General features: G+C 58.1%; 14 protein-coding genes, 1 rRNA gene and 1 pseudogene. 4 read left to right on the top strand and 12 right to left on the bottom strand.

The genetic code is table 11. The features are described 5' to 3' along the window. Nucleotides 1–22: 22 nt before the first annotated feature. From B2344_RS05025 to B2344_RS05015, 3 genes are all read right to left on the bottom strand, one after another. A 16S ribosomal RNA gene (locus tag B2344_RS05025) occupies nucleotides 23–1,477 on the bottom strand. Nucleotides 1,478–2,685: 1,208 nt separating this feature from the next. Continuing rightward, nucleotides 2,686–3,120, bottom strand: a complete 435-nt coding sequence (locus B2344_RS05020; protein ID WP_206990847.1) for a CBS domain-containing protein — start codon at nucleotides 3,118–3,120, stop codon at nucleotides 2,686–2,688. 81 nt (nucleotides 3,121–3,201) lie between these two features. Beyond that, the gene (locus B2344_RS05015; RefSeq protein ID WP_206990848.1) at nucleotides 3,202–3,912 is read right to left on the bottom strand and encodes a rhomboid family intramembrane serine protease; all 711 of its coding nucleotides are present in this window, start codon (nucleotides 3,910–3,912) and stop codon (nucleotides 3,202–3,204) included. A gap of 178 nt (nucleotides 3,913–4,090) precedes the next feature. On the opposite strand from B2344_RS05015, the gene B2344_RS05010 reads away from it, so the two are divergent. Then, entirely contained in the window at nucleotides 4,091–4,471 is a 381-nt protein-coding gene (locus B2344_RS05010) for a DUF4345 domain-containing protein (RefSeq protein ID WP_290482707.1), read from the top strand. A 71-nt stretch (nucleotides 4,472–4,542) separates the two neighbouring features. Here the strand turns inward: B2344_RS05010 and B2344_RS05005 are convergent, their stop codons facing one another. After that, on the bottom strand, nucleotides 4,543–7,053 hold the full coding sequence (locus tag B2344_RS05005; RefSeq protein WP_206990850.1) for a TonB-dependent receptor: 2,511 nt from the start codon (nucleotides 7,051–7,053) through the stop codon (nucleotides 4,543–4,545). Between the two features lie 539 nt (nucleotides 7,054–7,592). Here B2344_RS05005 and B2344_RS05000 point away from each other — a divergent pair. After that, the gene (locus B2344_RS05000; protein WP_290484782.1) at nucleotides 7,593–8,090 is read left to right on the top strand and encodes a PAS domain-containing protein; all 498 of its coding nucleotides are present in this window, start codon (nucleotides 7,593–7,595) and stop codon (nucleotides 8,088–8,090) included. A gap of 12 nt (nucleotides 8,091–8,102) precedes the next feature. Here B2344_RS05000 and B2344_RS04995 read toward each other — a convergent pair whose 3' ends face one another. Further along, nucleotides 8,103–9,740: a choline dehydrogenase gene (locus B2344_RS04995; RefSeq protein ID WP_206990852.1), complete on the bottom strand. Its 1,638-nt coding sequence runs from the start codon at nucleotides 9,738–9,740 to the stop codon at nucleotides 8,103–8,105. A 148-nt stretch (nucleotides 9,741–9,888) separates the two neighbouring features. Between B2344_RS04995 and B2344_RS04990 the strand changes: the two genes are divergently transcribed. Further along, nucleotides 9,889–10,500 (top strand): PilZ domain-containing protein, encoded by a 612-nt coding sequence (locus B2344_RS04990; RefSeq protein WP_206990853.1) that lies wholly within the window; start codon nucleotides 9,889–9,891, stop codon nucleotides 10,498–10,500. Between the two features lie 170 nt (nucleotides 10,501–10,670). Here the strand turns inward: B2344_RS04990 and B2344_RS15990 are convergent. Beyond that, a pseudogene (locus B2344_RS15990) lies at nucleotides 10,671–10,769 on the bottom strand (gamma carbonic anhydrase family protein); the annotation flags it as partial. A 521-nt stretch (nucleotides 10,770–11,290) separates the two neighbouring features. Here B2344_RS15990 and B2344_RS04980 point away from each other — a divergent pair. Continuing rightward, entirely contained in the window at nucleotides 11,291–12,100 is an 810-nt protein-coding gene (locus B2344_RS04980; protein WP_206990855.1) for a PhoH family protein, read from the top strand. 62 nt (nucleotides 12,101–12,162) lie between these two features. Here B2344_RS04980 and B2344_RS04975 read toward each other — a convergent pair whose 3' ends face one another. The 6 genes from B2344_RS04975 to B2344_RS04950 form a co-directional block, all read right to left on the bottom strand. Continuing rightward, nucleotides 12,163–12,729, bottom strand: coding sequence for a hypothetical protein (locus tag B2344_RS04975; protein ID WP_290484781.1), 567 nt, complete (start codon nucleotides 12,727–12,729; stop codon nucleotides 12,163–12,165). Then, nucleotides 12,716–13,225 carry an MgtC/SapB family protein gene (locus tag B2344_RS04970; protein ID WP_206990857.1) on the bottom strand — a complete coding sequence of 170 codons (510 nt, stop codon included), beginning with the start codon at nucleotides 13,223–13,225 and terminating at the stop codon, nucleotides 12,716–12,718. The genes B2344_RS04975 and B2344_RS04970 overlap by 14 nt, the downstream gene beginning before the upstream one ends. Nucleotides 13,226–13,268: 43 nt before the next feature. Continuing rightward, nucleotides 13,269–14,382 (bottom strand): peptide chain release factor 2 gene (gene prfB / locus B2344_RS04965; protein WP_156947800.1). Its coding sequence is split into 2 segments (ribosomal slippage): nucleotides 13,269–14,312 and nucleotides 14,314–14,382, totalling 1,113 coding nucleotides; the frame shifts between segments, so codons are not numbered across the junction. Nucleotides 14,383–14,468: 86 nt separating this feature from the next. Continuing rightward, nucleotides 14,469–17,147, bottom strand: coding sequence for a penicillin-binding protein 1A (locus tag B2344_RS04960; RefSeq protein ID WP_290484780.1), 2,679 nt, complete (start codon nucleotides 17,145–17,147; stop codon nucleotides 14,469–14,471). Between the two features lie 101 nt (nucleotides 17,148–17,248). Further along, nucleotides 17,249–19,171, bottom strand: coding sequence for a tetratricopeptide repeat protein (locus tag B2344_RS04955; RefSeq protein ID WP_290484779.1), 1,923 nt, complete (start codon nucleotides 19,169–19,171; stop codon nucleotides 17,249–17,251). A 137-nt stretch (nucleotides 19,172–19,308) separates the two neighbouring features. Continuing rightward, nucleotides 19,309–20,991 carry an electron transfer flavoprotein-ubiquinone oxidoreductase gene (locus B2344_RS04950; RefSeq protein WP_290484783.1) on the bottom strand — a complete coding sequence of 561 codons (1,683 nt, stop codon included), beginning with the start codon at nucleotides 20,989–20,991 and terminating at the stop codon, nucleotides 19,309–19,311. Nucleotides 20,992–20,997 lie beyond the last annotated feature (6 nt).

Here is a 20,997-nt window from a genome sequence, read left to right as displayed (position 1 = left end):
CTTGATCCGTGAACATCCTTAGAAAGGAGGTGATCCAGCCGCAGGTTCCCCTACGGCTACCTTGTTACGACTTCATCCCAGTCACTGATCCTACCGTGGCCGCCTGCCTCCGAAGTTAGCACAGCGTCTTCGGGTAGAACCAATTCCCATGATGTGACGGGCGGTGTGTACAAGGCCCGGGAACGTATTCACCGTGGCATGCTGATCCACGATTACTAGCGATTCCACCTTCATGCCGTCGAGTTGCAGACGACAATCCGAACTGAGACAGTTTTTGGGGATTAACCCATTGTCACTGCCATTGTAGCACGTGTGTAGCCCTACCCGTAAGGGCCATGAGGACTTGACGTCATCCCCACCTTCCTCCGGCTTACCACCGGCAGTTTCCTTAGAGTGCCCACCCAAACGTGATGGCAACTAAGGATGAGGGTTGCGCTCGTTGCGGGACTTAACCCAACATCTCACGACACGAGCTGACGACAGCCATGCAGCACCTGTATCCGATCCAGCCTAACTGAAGGAATCCATCTCTGGAAACCGCGATCGGTATGTCAAGGGTAGGTAAGGTTCTGCGCGTTGCTTCGAATTAAACCACATGCTCCACCGCTTGTGCGGGCCCCCGTCAATTTCTTTGAGTTTTAATCTTGCGACCGTACTCCCCAGGCGGAGAGCTTAATGCGTTAGCTGCGTCACCGACAGGCATGCCTGCCAACAACTAGCTCTCATCGTTTACGGTGTGGACTACCAGGGTATCTAATCCTGTTTGCTCCCCACACTTTCGCACCTCAGCGTCAGTACCAGTCCAGTTAGCCGCCTTCGCCACTGGTGTTCCACCGAATATCTACGAATTTCACCTCTACACTCGGTATTCCGCTAACCTCTCCTGGTCTCTAGACTTCCAGTTTCAAATGCAGTTCCGAGGTTGAGCCCCGGGATTTCACATCTGACTTAAAAGTCCGCCTACGTGCGCTTTACGCCCAGTAATTCCGAACAACGCTAGCCCCCTTCGTATTACCGCGGCTGCTGGCACGAAGTTAGCCGGGGCTTCTTTACTAGGTACTGTCATTATCATCCCTAGCGAAAGAATTTTACAACCCTAAGGCCTTCATCATTCACGCGGCATGGCTGCATCAGGCTTTCGCCCATTGTGCAAGATTCCCCACTGCTGCCTCCCGTAGGAGTCTGGGCCGTGTCTCAGTCCCAGTGTGGCTGATCATCCTCTCAGACCAGCTATAGATCGTCGCCTTGGTAGGCCATTACCCTACCAACTAGCTAATCTAACGCGGGCCGATCTTTCACCGATAAATCTTTCCCCCGAAGGGCGTATACGGTATTACCACTCGTTTCCAAGAGCTATTCCGTAGTGAAAGGTACGTTCCCACGCGTTACTCACCCGTCTGCCACTATATCGTTCGACTTGCATGTGTTAAGCCTGCCGCCAGCGTTCGTTCTGAGCCAGAATCAAACTCTCAAGTTGAGTTGATCTGACGATACCATCCATTGGAATATGGACGGCTACTTTAGCTGTTAAGCATCAAATATTGCGTTCTTTGACGAGAAACCCTTAGTCACAAAGGTCGGGCCGAAACCCAACCGATGGAAAAAGAATTTTCTCTTAAGAAACGCATCCGTCGTGATCGTTTGGACCGTGGCCGAAGCCCGTGTCCGCAAGCCATCACGCCGCCTGCGTTTCTCTTCCTAATCTCTTACGATGTCAAACAGCTGGAACCGAAGCTCCGAAGGTCTCCATCAGAAGCCCGTGGGCCCGTCCGGAAGAGGCGGCTTATATGGGCCGCCGCTTAGCCCGTCAACACTCTTTTTCGCGCCTTCTGCAGTTGAGTGTTTAACCACCGTTCCCGCATCAATTTAAGCGCAAAAGAACCACTTGCCGAAAAGATCCGGCTCGCAAATTCGAGCGTTTCGAGGAACCGCATATATAGCCCCTGTTCGACGAAAAGTTCAAGAACTTTTTCACCAATCAGGTGAGCTTTTCAGCGGGCCCGCTTCAGATGCCCGAGGGCGTCGTCTGCGGAAGAGGCGGCTTATATGGACCGCCCTTCTTCCCGTCAACACTCTTTTCCGCCTCTTCTGCAGTTAGGTGCCAGGCACCGTTTCCGCTTCAATTTTGGCGCAAATGAACCAGCCTGCCGAAATCATCCGGCCCGCAAATTCGAGCGTTTCGAGGAACCGACATCGACGCTCTGATTGGGGAAGAATAGAAACTTCCAAGCCATTCAGAGAACCCGGTGCCGGGCCGCCTCAGAGATCCGAAGAACTCGTCAGCGAGTGGCGGCTTATATGGACCGCCGTTCTTCCCGTCAACACCCTTTTCTGCGCTGTGTGCAGTAGAATGTTTAACCATCCATCCTGCTATGTTTACAGCGCAAAAGATCCCGTTGGCCGAACATGTCCGGCTCGCAGATCCGAGCGATTTTCAGGGAACCGATATCGAGCTCTGTCTGGGGAAGATTAGAAAACTTCCGAACCAATCAGGTGCGCCGTTACCGGGCCCCGCGTCTGAAACCCGAAGGCCTCGTCAGCGGAGGTGGCGATGTACCCCCGCCCCCCGGATGCGGCAACCCCCTAATGCAGGAATTCATCACAAAACTGCAGGAAAAAGACGGAAGCTTGTCGCGGCTTCCTGCCGGCCAATCCCAAAAGCCCAATGAATACGGGGGCTGCCCCCTAATACTGAGCGGACAGGTACGATTTCATCGCTTCTGCTTCAGCTTCCGTTTCAGCGATCTTCCACTTCACCAGATCCCCGATCGAGATCACCCCGACGAGGCGTCCGTCTGTCATGACGGGCAAATGACGAATCCTCCTGTCGGTCATAAGCTGCAACGCGTCATCTATCTTGGTGGTCGATTCGACCTTGATCACGTCGCGTGTCATCGCGTCGCCAACGTTCAATTCCAGCGCCATGGCGCCCTGACGCGCCACATGGCGCACAATATCCCGCTCAGACAATACGCCGATGATGGTGCCATCAGCGTCCAACGCGACCACCGCGCCGATTCGCTTACCATCCAGCGTGCGGGCTGCGGCCGCCAATGTTTCGCCGGCCTTCACCGAAATGATGGCGAATCCCTTGTCTTTCAGAATTTGGTCGATGGTCATCCATTGCCTCCCTGTGCATACGGCCCCTTTTTTGAGTGCCTGATTTTCAGAAAGCCTATCATAATTCCAATCATGACGCGATCAGGCGTGAAATTGTGCCCGTCCGAGATTGCGTGCGAGGTACCGGAATAACAGGGCCCCGGCGATGTATCCACCAATATGGGCCTGCCAGGCGATTGCCGAGCCGAACAGCGAAGGCCCCAGGAAGGCGAGAATCAGGTTGCCGACAAAAAAGACCGCGCTCGTCGTCAGGAATTTTCGGTCCAGAAGCCTGACGGGAAGCCCATTCTGGATCATCAGAGCCCCGGCAATCAGGCCGGAGACGCCACCTGAGGCCCCAATGGCCGGTGGCCCATCCGGATAGTGAGCCAGGAGATGGGCAACGGAGCCACCCACGACGCTCGCCACAAACAGGCCGAGAAAGGCCAGATTGATGCTGAGGCGAGATCGCGCGATTCGCTCGATCACAGCATAGACCGGCTTGCCGACCGCAATCAGCATTACTGTATTCATGAGGACATGGGACCAGCTGCCGTGAACCAGCGCCGTTCCCGCAAGGGGAATCAGCGCATCCAGCGCATTTCCATACGGAGCATAGCCTCCAGCAATGGGAGAACCGCCTATCCAGCCCCAGAAGCGATCCGGGAAGACTGCGCCTATATCCACGAAAAGCGGGTCCAGCGCGGAGCCTGTGATGAGTCTCAGTCCGTGCATTGCAACAATGGCGAGCGCCAATGCGGTTACAAAGGGAGGCGCATTGATAATGGGGGGCGCTCGCCGTGATTGGCGCATGGACGGTCTCCTGAAACACTCGCTCACTGATAGATGGGCCTTTGAAACAGGATGTCACCCCGATTCGCGGAATGATCATCGTCGCCCTGATGCTCTACAGAGCCCACATAGGCCCGACGGCTAGCCCAGCGCGCCACCGCCCCTTTACACCTGCAACTTCCGATCTAGTTCCTCGGGCATGTTCATACGTATCTTTCTCGGCATTATTGCCCTGACGTTCCTTGTGTTCGGAATCTGGTCCTTGCTCGACCCGGTGGCCATGAGCTCATCAATGGGCGTGATCACAGGCGGCCCGAATGGGGTGTATGAAACGCGCGGGATCTATGGCGGCGTCAGCCTTGGCGCAGGTCTACTGGCAATTGCAGGCGTTTTTCGCCCGCGCATGGTCCGCCCTGCCCTGTGGTTTATCACGACTTACATGGGTGGATATGTCTTCGCGCGCATTGTCGGCCTGATTGCGGGTGATGCCCCAACGACGGATTTCCTCATGTTTGCAGGCTTCGAGGTCGCCTGCCTCGTTGTTGCCGTCGTCTCATTGGTCGCTTACCGGCCGGATTGAACTGACCAGCGCCGCATGGAAAAAGCCCCGCCGCAAGCGACGGGGCTTCCTGTTGATTCGAGGCTAACGCCCTAGAAGGATTTGCGAACCGTCAGGCCATAAGTCGCTGGCTGGATCGGATAGCCAGAGATAGACCCCGCCTGCGCAACGGCCGGAAAGGCAACGGTGATGTACTCGTCATCAAAGATATTCCGTCCCCAGAGCGTAAAGCTCAACCCGGACTCGGTCGTCAGACCTGCCGACGCGTTGAACGTACTGACTTCTTTCTCGTCGCCGATCAGGGCCTGATTGGCCGGTTCGTCGAAATAGTCAGACGGGCTTTCATATTGCCAGTCTGCCCGCACGAAGGCGTCATAGGTCTTCACATCAAATGTGTAGGTCGCCGAGGTAGAGGTCGAAACATCTGGAATGCCGTATGGCTTTTGGCCGGAAATGTCGCCGCTCGCCGACTCCTCGAAGCTGTCATAGACGGGATCAAGGAACGTACCGGCAAAGCTGAGCAACAAATTGTCGGTCGCATTCCATTGCGCATCAAGCTCAAGACCTTGCGTGGATTGTTCGCCCGCATTCGCCAGCGCAAAGCCGGTGCCCGTGAAGATGTTCGACTGGAATCCCTCAATGGTCTGGTCGAAGATCGCCACATTGAACGCAAAGTCAGAATAAGCGCCTTTGACGCCCAACTCGTAGACTTTCGATTCTTCCGGCCCGGCAAAGCGCGTACCTGTGGTCAGGTTCGGCACAAGCAAACCACCTTGGGCGAGCAGCGCGTAATCCGCAGATGTTGGCCGACTGTCACGGGACAGGTTCCAGGAAGATGCCTTGAAGCCCGTCGCGTAGGAACCATAGACATTGATCGAATCGGTCAGGTCATAAGCCAGACGGAAAGTGACGGACGTGTCCTCATCATCCGTCGAGCCGGTTTCTACAGCATTCGGGAAGTTCAGGAATGGCGGCAGGAACTGCAACTGTTGCAACGCGCCGGGTGCGCCGGCTGCTGTTGCCTGAATGGTCGCAAACTCCGTCGGATAAGCCGCAGCGAATGCGCCGACCGCCGCAGGATCGGTCGGATTCACGCCCGCCTGCAACAACAAGCCACCAGCCGTGGCCTGAGTGATGAACGGCGCGGCGGTATTGAGGTCCACGGCCGCAAATGTGTCAGTCGAGACAGCATTCGCAAAGGCGTCCTTGTTCACCTGGGTATAGTTCAGGCCAAAGGTCGCCGTCAGTCGATCAGTGACTTCATAGTCAATTGTACCGAACAATGATGCGGACGTGTCATCCTGACCATAGAATTCAGTGAATCCTTGTCCGGGCTGGAAGAACGTGCCGGGCGCGACACCAAAGACAACCGGCTCCAGTGATGTCAGGAGGCCGGATGACAGGATGTCGATATAGCCCCGAATATCCTGACCGTAGAGCAGTTGGTTCTCGATATCGACGGTTTCATCGAAGTAGAAGCCACCCACCATCCAGCTCAGCGGACCACTGCCATTGGAGGTCAGACGCACTTCCTGAGTGAAGGTTTCGATTTCGACATCATCGGACTTTCGGCCGAGCAGGTCGGCACTCGTGAAGTCGGAGTCCTGGTTCGTGCTGAGATCGGATGTCCGGTAGGAAGTGATGCTGGTCAGCGTGAAGGCGCCGAGGTCGAAATCCCCCTGCAGCGACAGGCCGCCATTCTTGATAAGGTTCTCGGACCCGAAATTGTAGGCCACATCATAAGAGAACGGATCCTCTGCAACCAGGTTTCCGCCCAGCGCCAGGATGGCCGCACCGGTTGGACCATTGATGACGTTCGCGGCTGCACAGCAGATTTCGTCGATCTCGTCATAGTCCGCGATCAGGCGGAACGACATGTCATCATTCGGCTCCCAAAGCAGATCGCCGCGCAGGCCCCAGCGATTGCGCTCATTGGTATCCGGGCCGTCGCCAAGGTCTTCGACATAGCCATCGCGCGTATTGAAGTTTCCGCCCAGGCTGAAGGCCAGCGTGTCAGAAATCGGGCCAGTGACAAATGCGCCAGCACGGTAACCATTATAGTTGCTGACAGTGCCCTCAACATTGCCGCCCCACTCAAATTGCGGCTTCTGGGTCACGATCGAGATCACACCCGCCGATGCGTTCTTGCCGAACAGAGTCGATTGAGGTCCGCGCAAGACCTCGACGCGCTGAAGGTTTGGCAGGTCAGAAATCTGCGAGGTCGACCGAGAACGATAGACACCATCCACAAACACACCAACCGACGGCTCAATGCCGGCATTGTTGGCGCCGTTGCCGAAGCCCCGAATGATGAAGTTCGTGTTGGACGAAGACTGCTGCTGGCTCACGCGCAGCGATGGCACGACAGATTGCAGGTCTCCCAGATCCACAATCTCTGCCTTTTCGATGACGCTCTCATCCACGACCGACACTGCGACTGGCACGTCCTGGAGTGTCTGCTCGCGCTTGGTAGCCGTAATTGTCACCGTCTGGAGCGTGCGGCTTTCATCTTGGTCGGTGTCCTGCGCGTGGGCAGGCGTGGAGAGGGTTGCGAATGCAGCAATGCCAGCACTGACATAGAGCGCCGACTTGAAATGAGCCATTTCAAGAACACTAAATTTTCTGGATTTCACGTGTGGGTCCCTTTGAGCAAGTTTCGATTTTTGTAGGTGGGAGGAATTCAACGGCAACGGATGCCATACTTAATTGTCTAGTCAGATGACCATTCATGACAAGTCATGACCATGAGTAATGGTTAAGAAACCGCATATGCTCTGCTTTCTGGATAGCAGATAGCGAGTTCACAGCCGATCGCGGCGCGAGAGTTCTCCGAGGGCGCGCCTGCGTGATTCGAGTTCGTCCAATCTGTGTACCGAGATGAGACTCGCGCACCGTGCCCCAAATGACGCTTCCTGAAAATTGCTGCCTTGGAGCCGGCAAAACCTCCTCAATGGGGAAAACCTGATCACGGCGCACCCGAAATTTCCCCCGCGGGGGGAAAGCGGAACTGGAACAGATATTGCGGAACTGGTCTCCGAAGCAGGCCCAGCGGGCTTTGATATCTTTTACGGAGCGAACGCCCCTCATGCACGACCGGTCTATTCACCCGAACACACGTATTATGCTTGAAGCCTGGAAGCGCATGAGCGTTGATCCAGCCTCAGAAGAAGACCGCACACCGCGTGCGAACGACCATCCAGACCTGATCACGAATATCTTCATGATCCAGTCCACACAGGATGGCGCATGGATCTTTCGCACTGCAGGTGACGGCGTATCACAGCTGCTCGGTCGGACGTTGCCGAATCATGACTTTCTCGCGCTTTGGACAGGTCCCGACCGGTCCATGGTCTCGGGCTTGCTGGATGCTGTAAGGCTGGACAGCGCTCCGGGCGTGATCCGCGGCAGCGGCGAAACCCTTACCGGCCAACGTGTTGAAGTAGAGATCACGCTGATGCCGCTGGCTCAGTCTTCCGTAGACGGAAATGTGACCCGTTTCCTCGGCCTTTACCAGACCCTCGGCGGCCTGCCGATGCTCAAGGGCAGACCAATCTGGCGCCACCGGCTGGCTATGCTGGTGCCCCCGGATACGCGTCGCTCGGAACCAGCCCTGAAACTGGTCGCAAGCAACGCGCACTGAACTCTTCGAGGATCAGGCAGCCACAGTCTCCGGCTCTTCCGCCGCGAGAGGCTCCTTACCAAGAATCATGTCGGCAGCCTTCTCGGCGATCATGATCGTCGGTGCGTTGGTGTTGCCACCGATCAGTGTTGGAATCACGGACGCATCGACCACGCGCAAGCCTTCGACACCCCGTACACGTAATTCTCCATCGACAGGCGCGTCGTCGCCCGCACCCATCGCGACTGTGCCAATCGGGTGATAGATCGTCTCGCCGGTCCGCCGGATGAAGGCATCAATATCCTCATCCGTCTTCACGCTCTCGCCGGGCATCATCTCTGCGCCTGTGAACGGCCGCAAGGCATTCTGCGAGCATAGATCACGCAGCATCTTCACCGCTTCGCGCATTGCGCGGCGATCTTCCTCAGCTTCGAGATAGTTCGGATCGATGGCCGGATGCTGGAACGGATCAGATGAGGCCAGGCATACCGTACCGCGGCTTTCCGGGCGCAGCTGGCAAGCGTGGACCGTATAGCCGTCCTTGTTTGCCTGGTGCTTGGCGTGGTCCATCATGATGGCATTGACGAAGTGAAGCTGAAGATCCGGCATTTCCAGGCCCTCACGCGACTTCAGGAATGCTCCCGCCTGAAGATGGTTGTCGGCGCCTGCGCCTGTCTGGTTCATGAGATACTGCAAACCAACCCCGATCTTCTTGAGCCCCTTCTGCATGGAGTAGGCAGAAATCGGCTGGGTCATCTCATGGATGACGGTCAGGTCCAGATGGTCTTGCAAGTTCTGGCCGACATTCGGGGATTTCACCTCCGTCTTGATGTCAAAGCGGCCCAGATGGTCCGGATTGCCAATGCCTGAGAGTTGCAGCAATTGCGGCGACTGAACTGCGCCAGCACAGACAATGACTTCGCTTGATGCATGGATTTCCTGAGCCAATCGGCCCTTGCCTTCAACCACTTCGACGCCGGTCGCCCGCCCCTTCTCCATGAGAATCCTAGTGACAAGCCCCGTCGAGATCACGGTGAGATTGTCCCGGACACCAACTATGGGGCGCAAATAGCCATATGACGCGCTCCAGCGCTCACCCTTGTGGATTGTCCTTTGATAGCGGCCAAAACCTTCTTGCTCTGCGCCATTGAAATCTTTCGTGCTGGCATATCCGGCCTGTTCTCCGGCTTGCAGAAAGGCCCGGTAGATCGGCGACGATAGCGGACTCTCGGAAACTTTGAGGGGCCCACTCGCCCCATGATAAGCGGAATCGCCGCCTTCATAGCCCTCTGATTTCCGGAAATAGGGCAGCACATCTGCGAAACTCCAGCCGCGCAGCCCCATTTGGGCCCACTGATCGTAGTCGCGAGCATGTCCACGAATATAGATCATGCCATTGATTGAGGACGATCCTCCCCAGCCCTTGCCACGTGGCCACCAGAGTTTGCGTCCATTCATGTGCTTTTGGGGTTCGGTCCAGAATCCCCAATTGTAAGCGCCCTCCGCTTTGATGAGATTTCCTACCCCAGCGGGCATTCTTACCATCAGAGCATTATCTTTCTTACCAGCCTCAACCAGACAGACCTTGATCGTCGGGTCTTCGCTCAACCTGTTGGCAAGAGCGCAGCCTGCACTACCTGCACCAACAATCACATAATCATACGTCTCCATGAATGGAGCACCTCCCATTAAACCCTATGGTGAAGGAATTCCGCAATTCCATCTGTTTCCCGCAACAGTTTGTGAACGAAGCTGGCGTAAGTAAAGTCTAGATGGAGAAGTACAGGCAGGTTGCCCCAACGGCCTCAGGAGATTCCACATGCCAGCACTAGACTTGTCAGTGCCGCAGTTCAAACCGGTGATCAACACCGAAGAGGATCGTCGCCAATACAAGCGAGTCGATCTCGAGCTGGAAGGCTGCTTCCTCGATGAAACCAGCGAAGATCATCAACTTGTAACCGAAAACCTGTCCTGCTCCGGTGCCTTCATGCGGGCTGCTACGGTCCCAGTGCCGGGCTCCAATGTGATTTGCTATTTCGACGATCTGGGCCGCGTCGCCGGGACGGTCGTGCGCACTTCCAAGGATGGGTTCGCGGTTGAATTCAACGTCGTTCCACACAAGCGCAAGAAACTTGCGGACCGCCTGAGCTGGCTGATCAACAAGGATTTGATGGAAGCGCCCGAACAGCGCGCGGCCGCCCGCTTTCCTACCGGAGGCCCGGCCTTTATCGGCCGCAAGGATGGCATGCAGATCCCTTGTACGGTCGTCGACATCTCCCTCACGGGCGCCAGCTTCCAGACCAATGGCCAGTTCCAGCCTCCGCCAATTGGTGAAGTCGTCACAGCCGGCAACTTGCGGGGCCGCGTCGTGCGCTCCAGCCAGACCGAATTCGCCGTGAACTTCCTGCGCCCGGACGAGGACGACGCCTAGTCGATGCGTTTTACGCTGTTGCGATGGCGTTTCCAGTTCTCCACATAATGCACTGCTGACATTCGGATCACCTGTATCTGGTGGTCGGAGATCTCCTTCACCACCTTGCCCGGCGCGCCCATGACGAGCGAATTGTCGGGGATTACCTTGCCTTCGGGAATCAATGTGTGCGCCCCGATGATGCAATTCTTGCCAATCTTGGCGTTGTTCAGAATGGTCGAACCAATACCGATCAGCGTTTCTTCGCCGATCGTGCACCCATGAAGCATCACCATATGGCCGACGGTCACGTCTCGCCCAATCGTTAGCGGGCATCCGACATCGGTGTGGAGCACGCTGCCATCCTGGATATTGGAATTCTCGCCAATCGTGATCGGGTCGTTATCGCCGCGCAGCACGGCACCATACCAAACCGAGGCGTTCTCCTTCATCACGACATTGCCCATGACCTGCGCATTGTCGGCTACCCAGTAACTGCCACTCTCCGGTAGGGTCGGTCGGGTTCCGTCAATCTCGTAAATAGCCATGGGTCTTGCGTCTCCTCATTATTTCGCGGGCGGAATTATCATTTAATCTTCTGATAACCTTGGTACACTCTAATCATCAACAGATTCGGAGTTGGAGACGGTCATCACCAGACCTTGTCACACCCCGCCGCCCGGAGAACGCTCCCGGGAACTGGCCACACCGCCCACGGGGCGGATGGCCCTTTCTTCCTCCCAGTTTCCGCCAAGCCATCGCGCGATTCCGCCGGTGGCTTTTTTCTTGCCCGCAACCAAGGAGAACTTCCATGGGTAAACGCAATGCAGCAAAACGGATGAAGCAAGGTTCAGAGATGAACCCGAATATCTGGTTCGAGGAGGGTGCCCGCGGCAAAGGCCCGAAGCTGCAAGCCATAGAAGGCGGACGAGGCTGGCATCCAGACGATGCCGACCCGAAGCAAGAACATCAGCGTGCTGAAGGTGGTCGCACACAACGTTACCAGAAAACAGTCAAGCCCCGCACCGAGAATCAGGCCGAACTGATGAAGGCCATGGATGACAAGGCGCTTGTCGCGGCACTCGGCCCTGCCGGGACGGGCAAGACATATCTTGCCGTCTGCAAAGCGGTCGAGGCGCTGCAGAAGGGCAAGGTCGCCCGGATCATTCTGTCTCGCCCTGCGGTCGAAGCTGGCGAGCAGATCGGTTTCCTGCCTGGCGCAATGGAAGACAAGCTCGCCCCGTACCTGCGTCCTCTTTACGACGCACTGTCCGACCGGCTCTCGCCCGGACAGCTGAAACACATGCTGGCCGAAGGGGTCATCGAGATTGCCCCGATCGGGTTCATGCGGGGCCGAACCCTGAACAATGCCTTTATCGTCATCGATGAGGCACAGAACTGCACTTACACCCAGCTGAAGATGTTGCTCACCCGGCTTGGCTGGCACTCGACGATGGTTATCACGGGTGATCCGGCCCAGTCTGACCTGCTGCCGGAATTCTCAGGCCTCGCGAATGCCGCCGAACGGCTCGAAAAACTCGGCGGAGCCTCAGTCATTCGCCTCGAAGGCAAGGATGTTGTCCGCCATCCACTTGTCGCGGAAATGCTCGACGTTCTTTAGTCTGACTTCAAATGAGTATCTCGCCCGCCCTGGAGATTCTTCGGGGCGGGCTTTTTTTAGCGTCAGGCGTTTCGCGTGATCCAGTCCGGATAGCTGACATTCGACCAATCGCCAAAGCCGAACCGGTCCACTTGCCGGGTGAGTTCAGCGGGGTTCTCATGTTCCAGGCACAGTGTCGAATACTGCTGCCCGCCCAGAGACGCCTTCGCGATCTCCGCGCGCAGGCCACCCGCATCGGTAGCTATGTGACGTCGCTTGTCGACCACGACTTCGTCTCCTTCCGCGAGCAATGCCTCCCGTAACGCCGCCAGGCTGGTCAGCGCTGTGGGAATGGTGGGAAAGAGACGCGCCAGCGTCGCCCGGTCTTCATCATCCAATGGAAAACGGGAGGAGACGACCGGCCGCCAATGTTCGAGGCCGCCGTCACGAGTCAGCAATTCCTTGATCCCGAACTGCGCCCCGCCCCGCAATTTGGCTTGGGCTGGCGCGCGGGATGGCACACGGAAATAGATGTCGGTGCGGGGAGGCTCGGCGGCGAAGTCCAGCGCGGCCCGCAGGCGCTGCTCAATCGCGACGACTGCCTCCGGCCAGATCCGGTATTCCCATAGAGCCGGATTAGCTGTCCCCATGCTCGTCCCCTTTTCCGATCGGGGGTTTTCCGAACCAATGTGTTTCCAACATTCGGATCGGCAGCAGGATCAGGACCGACAGCAGCACAGCAAGGAAAGCGAGCCGGAGATAGCCCGCCCCGCAAGCCAGGCCAATCGCGCCTGCGAGCCAGATACTGGCGCCGGTCGTCAGTCCTCGCACGGACCCACGGCCATGGATGATGGTGCCAGCCGCCAGGAAGGCAACCCCCGCCGTCACGGCTTGCACGACACGCGTCGGGTCAAGCTGGGTGATGTCGTCATCCCCGCCGAAGGAATGGATCATCTCGATGGCAATCAACATGAATACGGACGAAGCAAGCGCCGTCAGCATATGCGTTCGCAAGCCGGCGGGCCGGTCGCGAACCTCGCGTTCAAACCCGACGATCAGGCCCGCCACACACGCTGCCAGCAGCCGCGTAGACATGACGCCCAAGGGCACATCGCTGTCGAAGGAAAGCTTCAGCAGATCGTCCATTCAGGACGAACGTACAAGATGCCGTTTGGTTGCGCTGGAAGGCCTAGGCTTCGTCGTCCTCGCCCTTGGCTACCGACGCGGCGAGCGCCGCCGACAGGAAGAGATCAATATCGCCATCCAGCACGCCGGACGTGTCGGAAGTTTCGACCTCTGTCCGGAGATCCTTCACCATCTGATAGGGCTGGAGCACATAGGAGCGAATCTGGTGGCCGAAACCAATAGCGCTTTTCTCTGCATACTGCGCATCGGCGACTGAACGGCGGGTCTGCAATTCCAGCTCATAGAGCTTGGAACGCAGCATCTGCCAGGCCTGGTCCCGGTTGCGGTGTTGCGACCGGTCGTTCTGGCATTGCACCACGATGCCCGTCGGCTCGTGCGTCAGGCGGACGGCGGAATCGGTCCGGTTAACGTGCTGGCCACCCGCGCCGGATGCGCGATACGTATCGGTGCGCACATCCGACGGATTGATTTCGATCTCGATATTGTCGTCGATCACGGGCGTGACGGCGACCGACGCGAAGCTCGTATGGCGGCGCGCCGAGGAGTCGAATGGCGAAATCCGCACAAGGCGATGCACGCCCGTTTCTGATTTGAGCCAGCCATAGGCATTCTCGCCCTTAAACTGGAGCGTAGCAGACTTGATCCCGGCTTCCTCGCCTTCGCGCTCGTCGAGTTCCTCGACCTTCATATCGTGCGCCTCGGCCCAGCGGACATACATGCGGCGCAGGATATTGGCCCAGTCCTGGCTTTCTGTGCCGCCTTCGCCCGCATTGATCTGGATGAAACAATCATTGCCGTCGGCTTCACCGGACAGTAGCGCCGCGAGTTCGGCCTTCTCGGCGCGCGCCGCGGCCTTTTTCAGATTGGCCTCAATATCGGCAATCATGTCGTCATCGCCCTCGGCGAGTTCGAGCAATTCCTCGGCATCATTGGCTTCGCGCTGCAGCGCTTCGACGGTCTCAATGCCGTCAGCAAGGCGCTGGCGCTCGCGCATCATGGCCTGGGCGGCCTGCGGGTCGTCCCAGAAATCCGGGCGCTCGGAGAGTGCAGTCAGCTCATCGAGACGTTTTGTGGCTGTATCCCAGTCAAAGACGCCTCCGTAGCAAATCGGCGGACTGGCGGATCTGGTCTGTAAGCGTTTTGATTTCTGCGGACATGGGATCAGCCTCTATTTGCACACGTCATTGAAAATGCGAGAGGCGGGGCATAGCGCGCCCGCCTCTCTGCGTCAAAAGTCGATTTGTCAGTAAATGTCGCCGAGATTGTCATCCACTGGCGCTTCAGGCGCTGGGCGTGGCTGTCCGGGCTGGCCCGGGAACAGTCCCTGATCCTCCTGCACAATGCCGGCATCTCGCTCCGGATCGAATCCACCCGATGCGGCGCCTGTACCTGCTCCGCAATTCCCCGAAATGGACAGGCAGTCGCTGGTATCGCGGAAGGCGCTCATGCCGGGCTCGGTGCCGGGCCGGAAGGCTTCATCAATGATGACTGCCGTGTCCGGTCCGGGCAGTTCACCCGTGCGCGCATCGATTTTCACGAGGCGTACGCCAGGCGGAATACGGAACGGAATGGCCGGATCATCTGCCAGCGCCTTTTCCATGAATTCGGTGAAGATCGGCGCAGCAACCGAACCGCCAGCCTCCCCCTCGCCAAGCGAACGGTTGTCATCGAAGCCGACGCGAACACCGACGACGAGGTCCGGAGAATAGCCCATGAACACCGCGTCGCGATACTCATCTGTCGTACCGGTCTTGCCAGCCAGCGGCTTGCCAACCCTTCTGGCCCGGCGGCCTGTCCCGCGTTCGACCACGCCTTCCAGCATATGCGTCACCTGGTAGGCCACGATCGGGTCCAGAACCTGCTCGCCAACTTCCTCAAGTTGAGGCGGTTCCCCGCCGTTCCAAACTTCAGCATGACAATCTTCGCACGGACGCTCGTCATGCTGGAACAAGGTGCGGCCATGACGGTCCTGCACCCGGTCCAGAAGGGTTGGGTTGATCTTCCGGCCACCATTCACAAAGCCCGCATAGCCACGCGCCATGTCGATCAGATAGGCATCCCCGGCGCCCAGCGACATGGCTGGATAAGGTGGCAGGTCTTCATAGACGCCCATGCGTTCGGCAAGGTCAGACACAGCATCCATGCCGATGTCCTGCGCAACGCGCGCCGTGACAAGGTTTAGCGATTTCTCGAGCGCAATGCGCAACGTGACCATGCCGTAGGTGCGCCCTTCGGTATAGTTTGATGGGCGCCAATAATCATCTGTGGACACGTCGAACGCCACGAAGGGGGCATCCAGCATCCGGCTGGCCGGCGTATAACCTTTTTCCAGGGCAGCCGCGTAGACAAACGCCTTGAAGCTCGAGCCCGGCTGACGCTTCGATTGCGTGACCCGATTATAGCTCGACTTGAAGAAAGAATACCCGCCCTGCATTGCCAGGATGCGTCCGGTATGCGGGTCCAGCGCGACCAGCGCACCATCCGCCTCCGGCACCTGCCGCAATATTGCATTGCCAACCGGGATCATCATCGGCTCGGGTTCTGGCTGGTCGATCTCATCGCCATCCGGGTCGAGTTCCAATTCTGCCGGCGCAGCTGTCTCTTCGGCATTCAGAACTTTACGCTTCAATTCGGCGATCACGACGTCGCCCACATTCAGGCCGCCCTTGCCTTCGGCCGGCTTGTAAGTCGCAGCCCATTCGACTTCCTCGGTGGGCAACGGGATGGTCGCGCCATCTGTCAGCAGCAATTCAGCGCCTCTGGAGCCAAGCTTGGTAACCAGCGCAGCTTCCCAGGTGCCATAGCCACCGGGCAGTTTCACATCGTCCAGCTGTTCGAGAATGTCTTCAGCCTTCGGGTCCAATGTCGTGACAGGGCCACGCCAACCATGACGACGGTCATAAGCAATCAAACCGTTCTGCAACGCATCTTGCGCGGCCAGCTGCAGCTTGGTGTCGATGGTTGAACGAATGGAAAGCCCGCCTTGCTGGAGCGTGTCTTCACCATATGACTTGATCAGGTCCCGGCGCAGCTCCTGTACGAAATAGGTCGCTGCCGCATATTCCGGCCCTTTCAGGCGACGCGTCGTTGTCAGTGGCTTTGCAACAGCTTCGTCGGCCTCTTCGCGCGTGATGTAGCCATCCTCGACCATACGGCGCAAAACATAGTTCCGGCGCTGAAGCAGGCGCTTGGGACGACTATAGGGGTTCACCGACGAAGGTGCCTTGGCCAGCGATGCGAGGATCGCAGCTTCCGAGAGGTCGAGTTCCGGCAGTGACTTGTCAAAATAGTTCAGCGCCGCCGAGCCGACACCGTATGAGCGATATCCGAGATAGATTTCATTGAGATAGAGTTCCAGAATCTCTTCCTTGGAGAATTCCTTCTCCATGCGCTGTGCGATGATCGCTTCCTTGGCCTTCCGGGTCAGGTTCTGGTCGCGTGTCAGCAGCATGTTCTTGGCGACCTGCTGGGTGATCGTTGAACCACCTTCAAGCCCACCGGACCGGGTGATCTTGTTCTTTGCAGAGTTCAGCCCACCGCGCACAATACCTTTATAATCGAGCCCGCCATGCGTGAAGAAACTCTTGTCCTCGGCCGACACGAATGCGTACACGACATGGTTCGGGATGGATTCATACGGAACAAACACCCGGTGCTGGTCTGCAAATTCGGCGATCAGCGTGCCATCACCCGCATGGACCCGCGACGTAATCGGCGGCTCATATTGCTTCAGCTTGGCGATGGACGGCACTTGGCGGCCAAGGGCTGCGAAATACAGCCACAACGCCACGAAACCGAGCGCTGCAAGCACGAAGCCCAGAATGACCAGGCGGCGGGCCCAAACCCAAACCCAAGGGGGGCCGGGCAGAAACCGGCGCTTTGGTTCAGGTTCCTGCATGTGAGGATTCATATGATTCGACATAGTTTTCCCGTCAGCGTTCGCATCGCGGAATCGCATTGATATCCGGCAATAGTAAGGCGCGTCGGGGGCCGGTAAAAGGTCTCAGCTGCCTGACAATTCAGTCAGATATCCTGCCGGTCAATCTCCCCGTCCCCGATGGAGACGCTAGGCAATGGCCGGCGCTCGGGTCTCGGAGACGAGAGGCCATCCGCCAACTTGGCTTCCAGCTCCGCTCGCTCCCTGGCCGGCGGACGATTGTCGATCGCGTTTTGCCAGGCTTCGCGCGCCTCTTCCTTCTTGCCTTGATGCCAGTAGATGTCGCCAAGGTGCGTTTCGATTTCCCAGTGCTTGTGGGGTTTCAGCTCCGCGCGAGACTGTTCGATCAGCCGCTGGGCATCCTTCAGGTGCCCCATCTTGAAATAGGCCCAGCCAAGCGAGTCCGTAATGTAGGGATCGCGCTCGGCCAGCGAACGTGCCCGGTAAAGCACCTTGAAGCCTTCTTCATGCTTGTCGGTATACTCGATCAGAAAATACCCGAGCGAATTCAACGTGTAGGGATCGTTTGGTCGGCCCAGCAACTCGGTGCGCAGAATGGTCAGCGCCTGATTGACCTCGCCAATCTTGCCCAGAGAGTTAGCCAGCGCCATGCGCCGATCATGCGTATCATCCAGTTCACGGGCCTTCGCCGCGTGTACGGCAGCGGCTTCCAGGTCGCCAAACTGGCCCTTGATCTCAGCAGCGAGACCATGAGCAGAGGCGCGCTCCGCCTGGTTCGAGGCCAACGAAATCACCTCGTCCACCAATTCGGACGAACCATTCTGATCATTCAGCAAGGTGCGCAACTGCAGCGCACCATACAGCGTCCGCAGGCGGTCATCTTCATCCGTGATTTCCAGCGCGCGCGCCACCGCAGCCCGCGCTCCTGCCTCATCACCCGACATGATCAGCGCCTGTCCGGCCGCGATCTGCAGTGAGGCCGTCTCTTGCGGTGCGCTCAGCGCAACATGAGCCACGCCATCATACAGCGCGCTTTCGTAAAGCTGGTCGATGACGGCGGCACGCAGCCCTTCATCTTTCGGATTTATCAGCAATGCGACCTGATCAAAGGCCGAGCGCTGGTCATCAAATCCCTCAATCCTGCCACCCATCATGATCGTGCGAATAATGCGCTGCTCCTGCAGGGCGCGCGACACATCCGCCAGCGACTGCGCAAATGCAGCCGGCACATCCAGGGGTTCATTGTCGAGATTTTTTCCGGTCTCGAGGCTTTCAATGGCGGCTGCGTAGCTGATCGCCTCTTCAGGCTCTGCATCAGCCAGCTTTTGGTAGACCGCCTTGGACTCCTCAATCCGACCAAGCCGCTGCAACAACAGGGCATGGCGCGAAATTACCGTGCGGACGTGGCTATAGAGCAGGCCCTTTGGGTCAAACTGATGTTCCGGCGCCTCGATCTCGGCGGGTGTCATGAACTCATAGACCGCGAGCGCCTGTTCTGGCCGTCCCGATGCTTCCAGCATGGCGGCAAGGGACAGGTCTCCCGTCAGACCGGGCATGGCCCCCGCAGCACCGCGATGGCGCTCGATCGCCTCATCCGGACGCCCGTCCATGGCGAGCAACCACGCATCAAGAAAGGCGTAAAAGCCGGTCTCGCCCTCTTCATCGCTCTGGCTGTTGGAGGTCTTCAATATGTTGCGCGCCGCAACCGTGTCGCCGTCAGCCGCCCGGTCCAGCGCCAGGAAGGCATCAAATAGTGGACTGACATCGCGGTCTTCCTGCGACAGGCCGGAGGTCATCTGAAGGAAGGCGGCCATGTCACCGGCCTTCACCGCATCCAGCGGCGCCGGATACGCGGAAATACCGACCGGCTTGCCGTTTGCCCCTATCACGGCCGTGGCGCGGGCCGCCGGGGAGAGTGGCACAGCGCTTTGAGCGATCGGCACTTCGGCCTCGACCTGCTGCAAGGCAGGCGCGGGCTCTGTGGCGCAGGCCCCAAGGGCGAGCGAAAGGGTCAGGATAGAGGCAGTAAGGGTTAGTCTTGGGCGCATATGAATGGCTCACTTCGGGTTCGCTTTGACGCCGAGTGAAGCAGTCCGATGCGGCAAGAGCAAGGCGCGAAATGGAGAAAGCGCGACAGGGTTAACCCCATCGCGCTTTCCGGAAACCATAAGGCTTGAAGCCCTGATTACATGTTCGGATAGGCCGGGCCGCCACCACCTTCGGGCACGGTCCAATTGATGTTCAGATTTGGATCCTTGATGTCGCAAGTCTTGCAGTGAATACAGTTTTGGGAGTTGATCTGGAACTTCAGTTCGCCGCCCTCCTCAATCCACTCATAGACGCCTGCCGGGCAGTAACGCGCCGATGGGCCAGCATAGACATCATGCTCGGAAGACTTCTGAAGCGCCATGTCCTTCACGACAAGGTGAACGGGCTGGTCTTCGCCGTGATAGGTATTGGTGAAGGATACATTGGTCAGCTTGTCGAAGCTGATCTTGCCATCCGGCTTCGGATAGTCGATCGGCTTGAACTTCTTGGCTGGCTTCAGCGCGGCTGCATCCGTCTTGCCATGCTTCAGCGTACCAAAGAAGGAGAAGCCGCCGAACAGGCTGGAAATCCACATTTCGAGGCCGCCCATCGGAATACCGATCGCCGTTCCCAGCTTGGACCAGAGCGGCTTCACGTTCCGCACCTGCTTCAGCTCCTTGTAGACCGAAGAAGCCTTGTAGGCGTCCTCGTATGAGGTCAGCACGTCGCCCTGACGGCCAGCCTTGATGGCTTCATAGGCAGCTTCCGCACCCATCATGCCCGTCAGGATCGCATTGTGGCTGCCCTTGATGCGCGGCACGTTGACGAAGCCTGCACCACACCCGATTAGCGCGCCGCCGGGGAATGAGAGTTTCGGCACCGACTGAAAGCCGCCCTCGGTGATGGCCCGCGCGCCGTAGGCGACACGCTTGCCGCCTTCCAGGTGCGGCAGCACGGAGGGGTGGTGCTTGAAGCGCTGGAATTCCTGATACGGCGAAATGTACGGGTTCTCATAGTTCAGGTGAACCACGAAGCCGACCGATACGAACGGCTCGCCATTGTCTCGGAAATGGTAAAGGAAGCTGCCTCCGCCGGTCGAATTATCGAGCGGCCAGCCCATCGTGTGCTGGACGTAGCCCTCATTGAATTGCTCTTCGGGTATGGACCACAGCTCTTTCAGGCCGAGGCCAAATTTCTGCGGGTCGCGGCCTTCATCCAGATTGTACTTGGCGATCAGCTGCTTCGTCAGCGAGCCCCGGGCGCCTTCGGCGAACAGGACATATTTGCCGAGCAACTCCATGCCCGGCTCATAGTCCGGCTTGTGCGTACCATCGGCGGCGATCCCCATGACACCGGCCACGATGCCTTTGACTTCGCCATTTTCACCCAGCACGAGATCTGAGGCGGCAAAGCCGGGGAAGATTTCCACGCCCATATTCTCGGCTTCCTGGCCCAGCCAGCGCGCCACATTGGCGAGCGAGCCAGTATAGTTGCCATGGTTCTTCATGAAGCCCGGCATAGGCAGCCAGGAAATGTCTGCCTCGCCCTTCGGGCCGAGGAATTTGAACTTGTCGCCGGTGACTTCGGTCTTCAGCGGACGGTCGTCGCGCTCACGCCAGCCGGGGATCAGCTTGTCGAGGCCGACCGGGTCCATGACCACGCCGGACAGAATGTGAGCGCCGATCTCGCCGCCCTTCTCGATCACGACGACTTCAATGTCTTCGCCAGCTTCCTGTGCGAGTTGTTTTGCCCGGATCGCCGCGGACAGACCCGCAGGGCCACCACCAACGATGACCAGGTCATATTCCATCGACTCGCGCTGTACAGCGTCATCAGCCATTGGTTT

The organism is Hyphomonas sp. UBA3195, from assembly GCF_002366485.1.
Taxonomy (GTDB): Bacteria; Pseudomonadota; Alphaproteobacteria; order Caulobacterales; family Hyphomonadaceae; genus Hyphomonas.
Note: the sequence above shows the minus strand (reverse complement) of the source record. Positions and strands in the feature narration are given on the sequence as shown.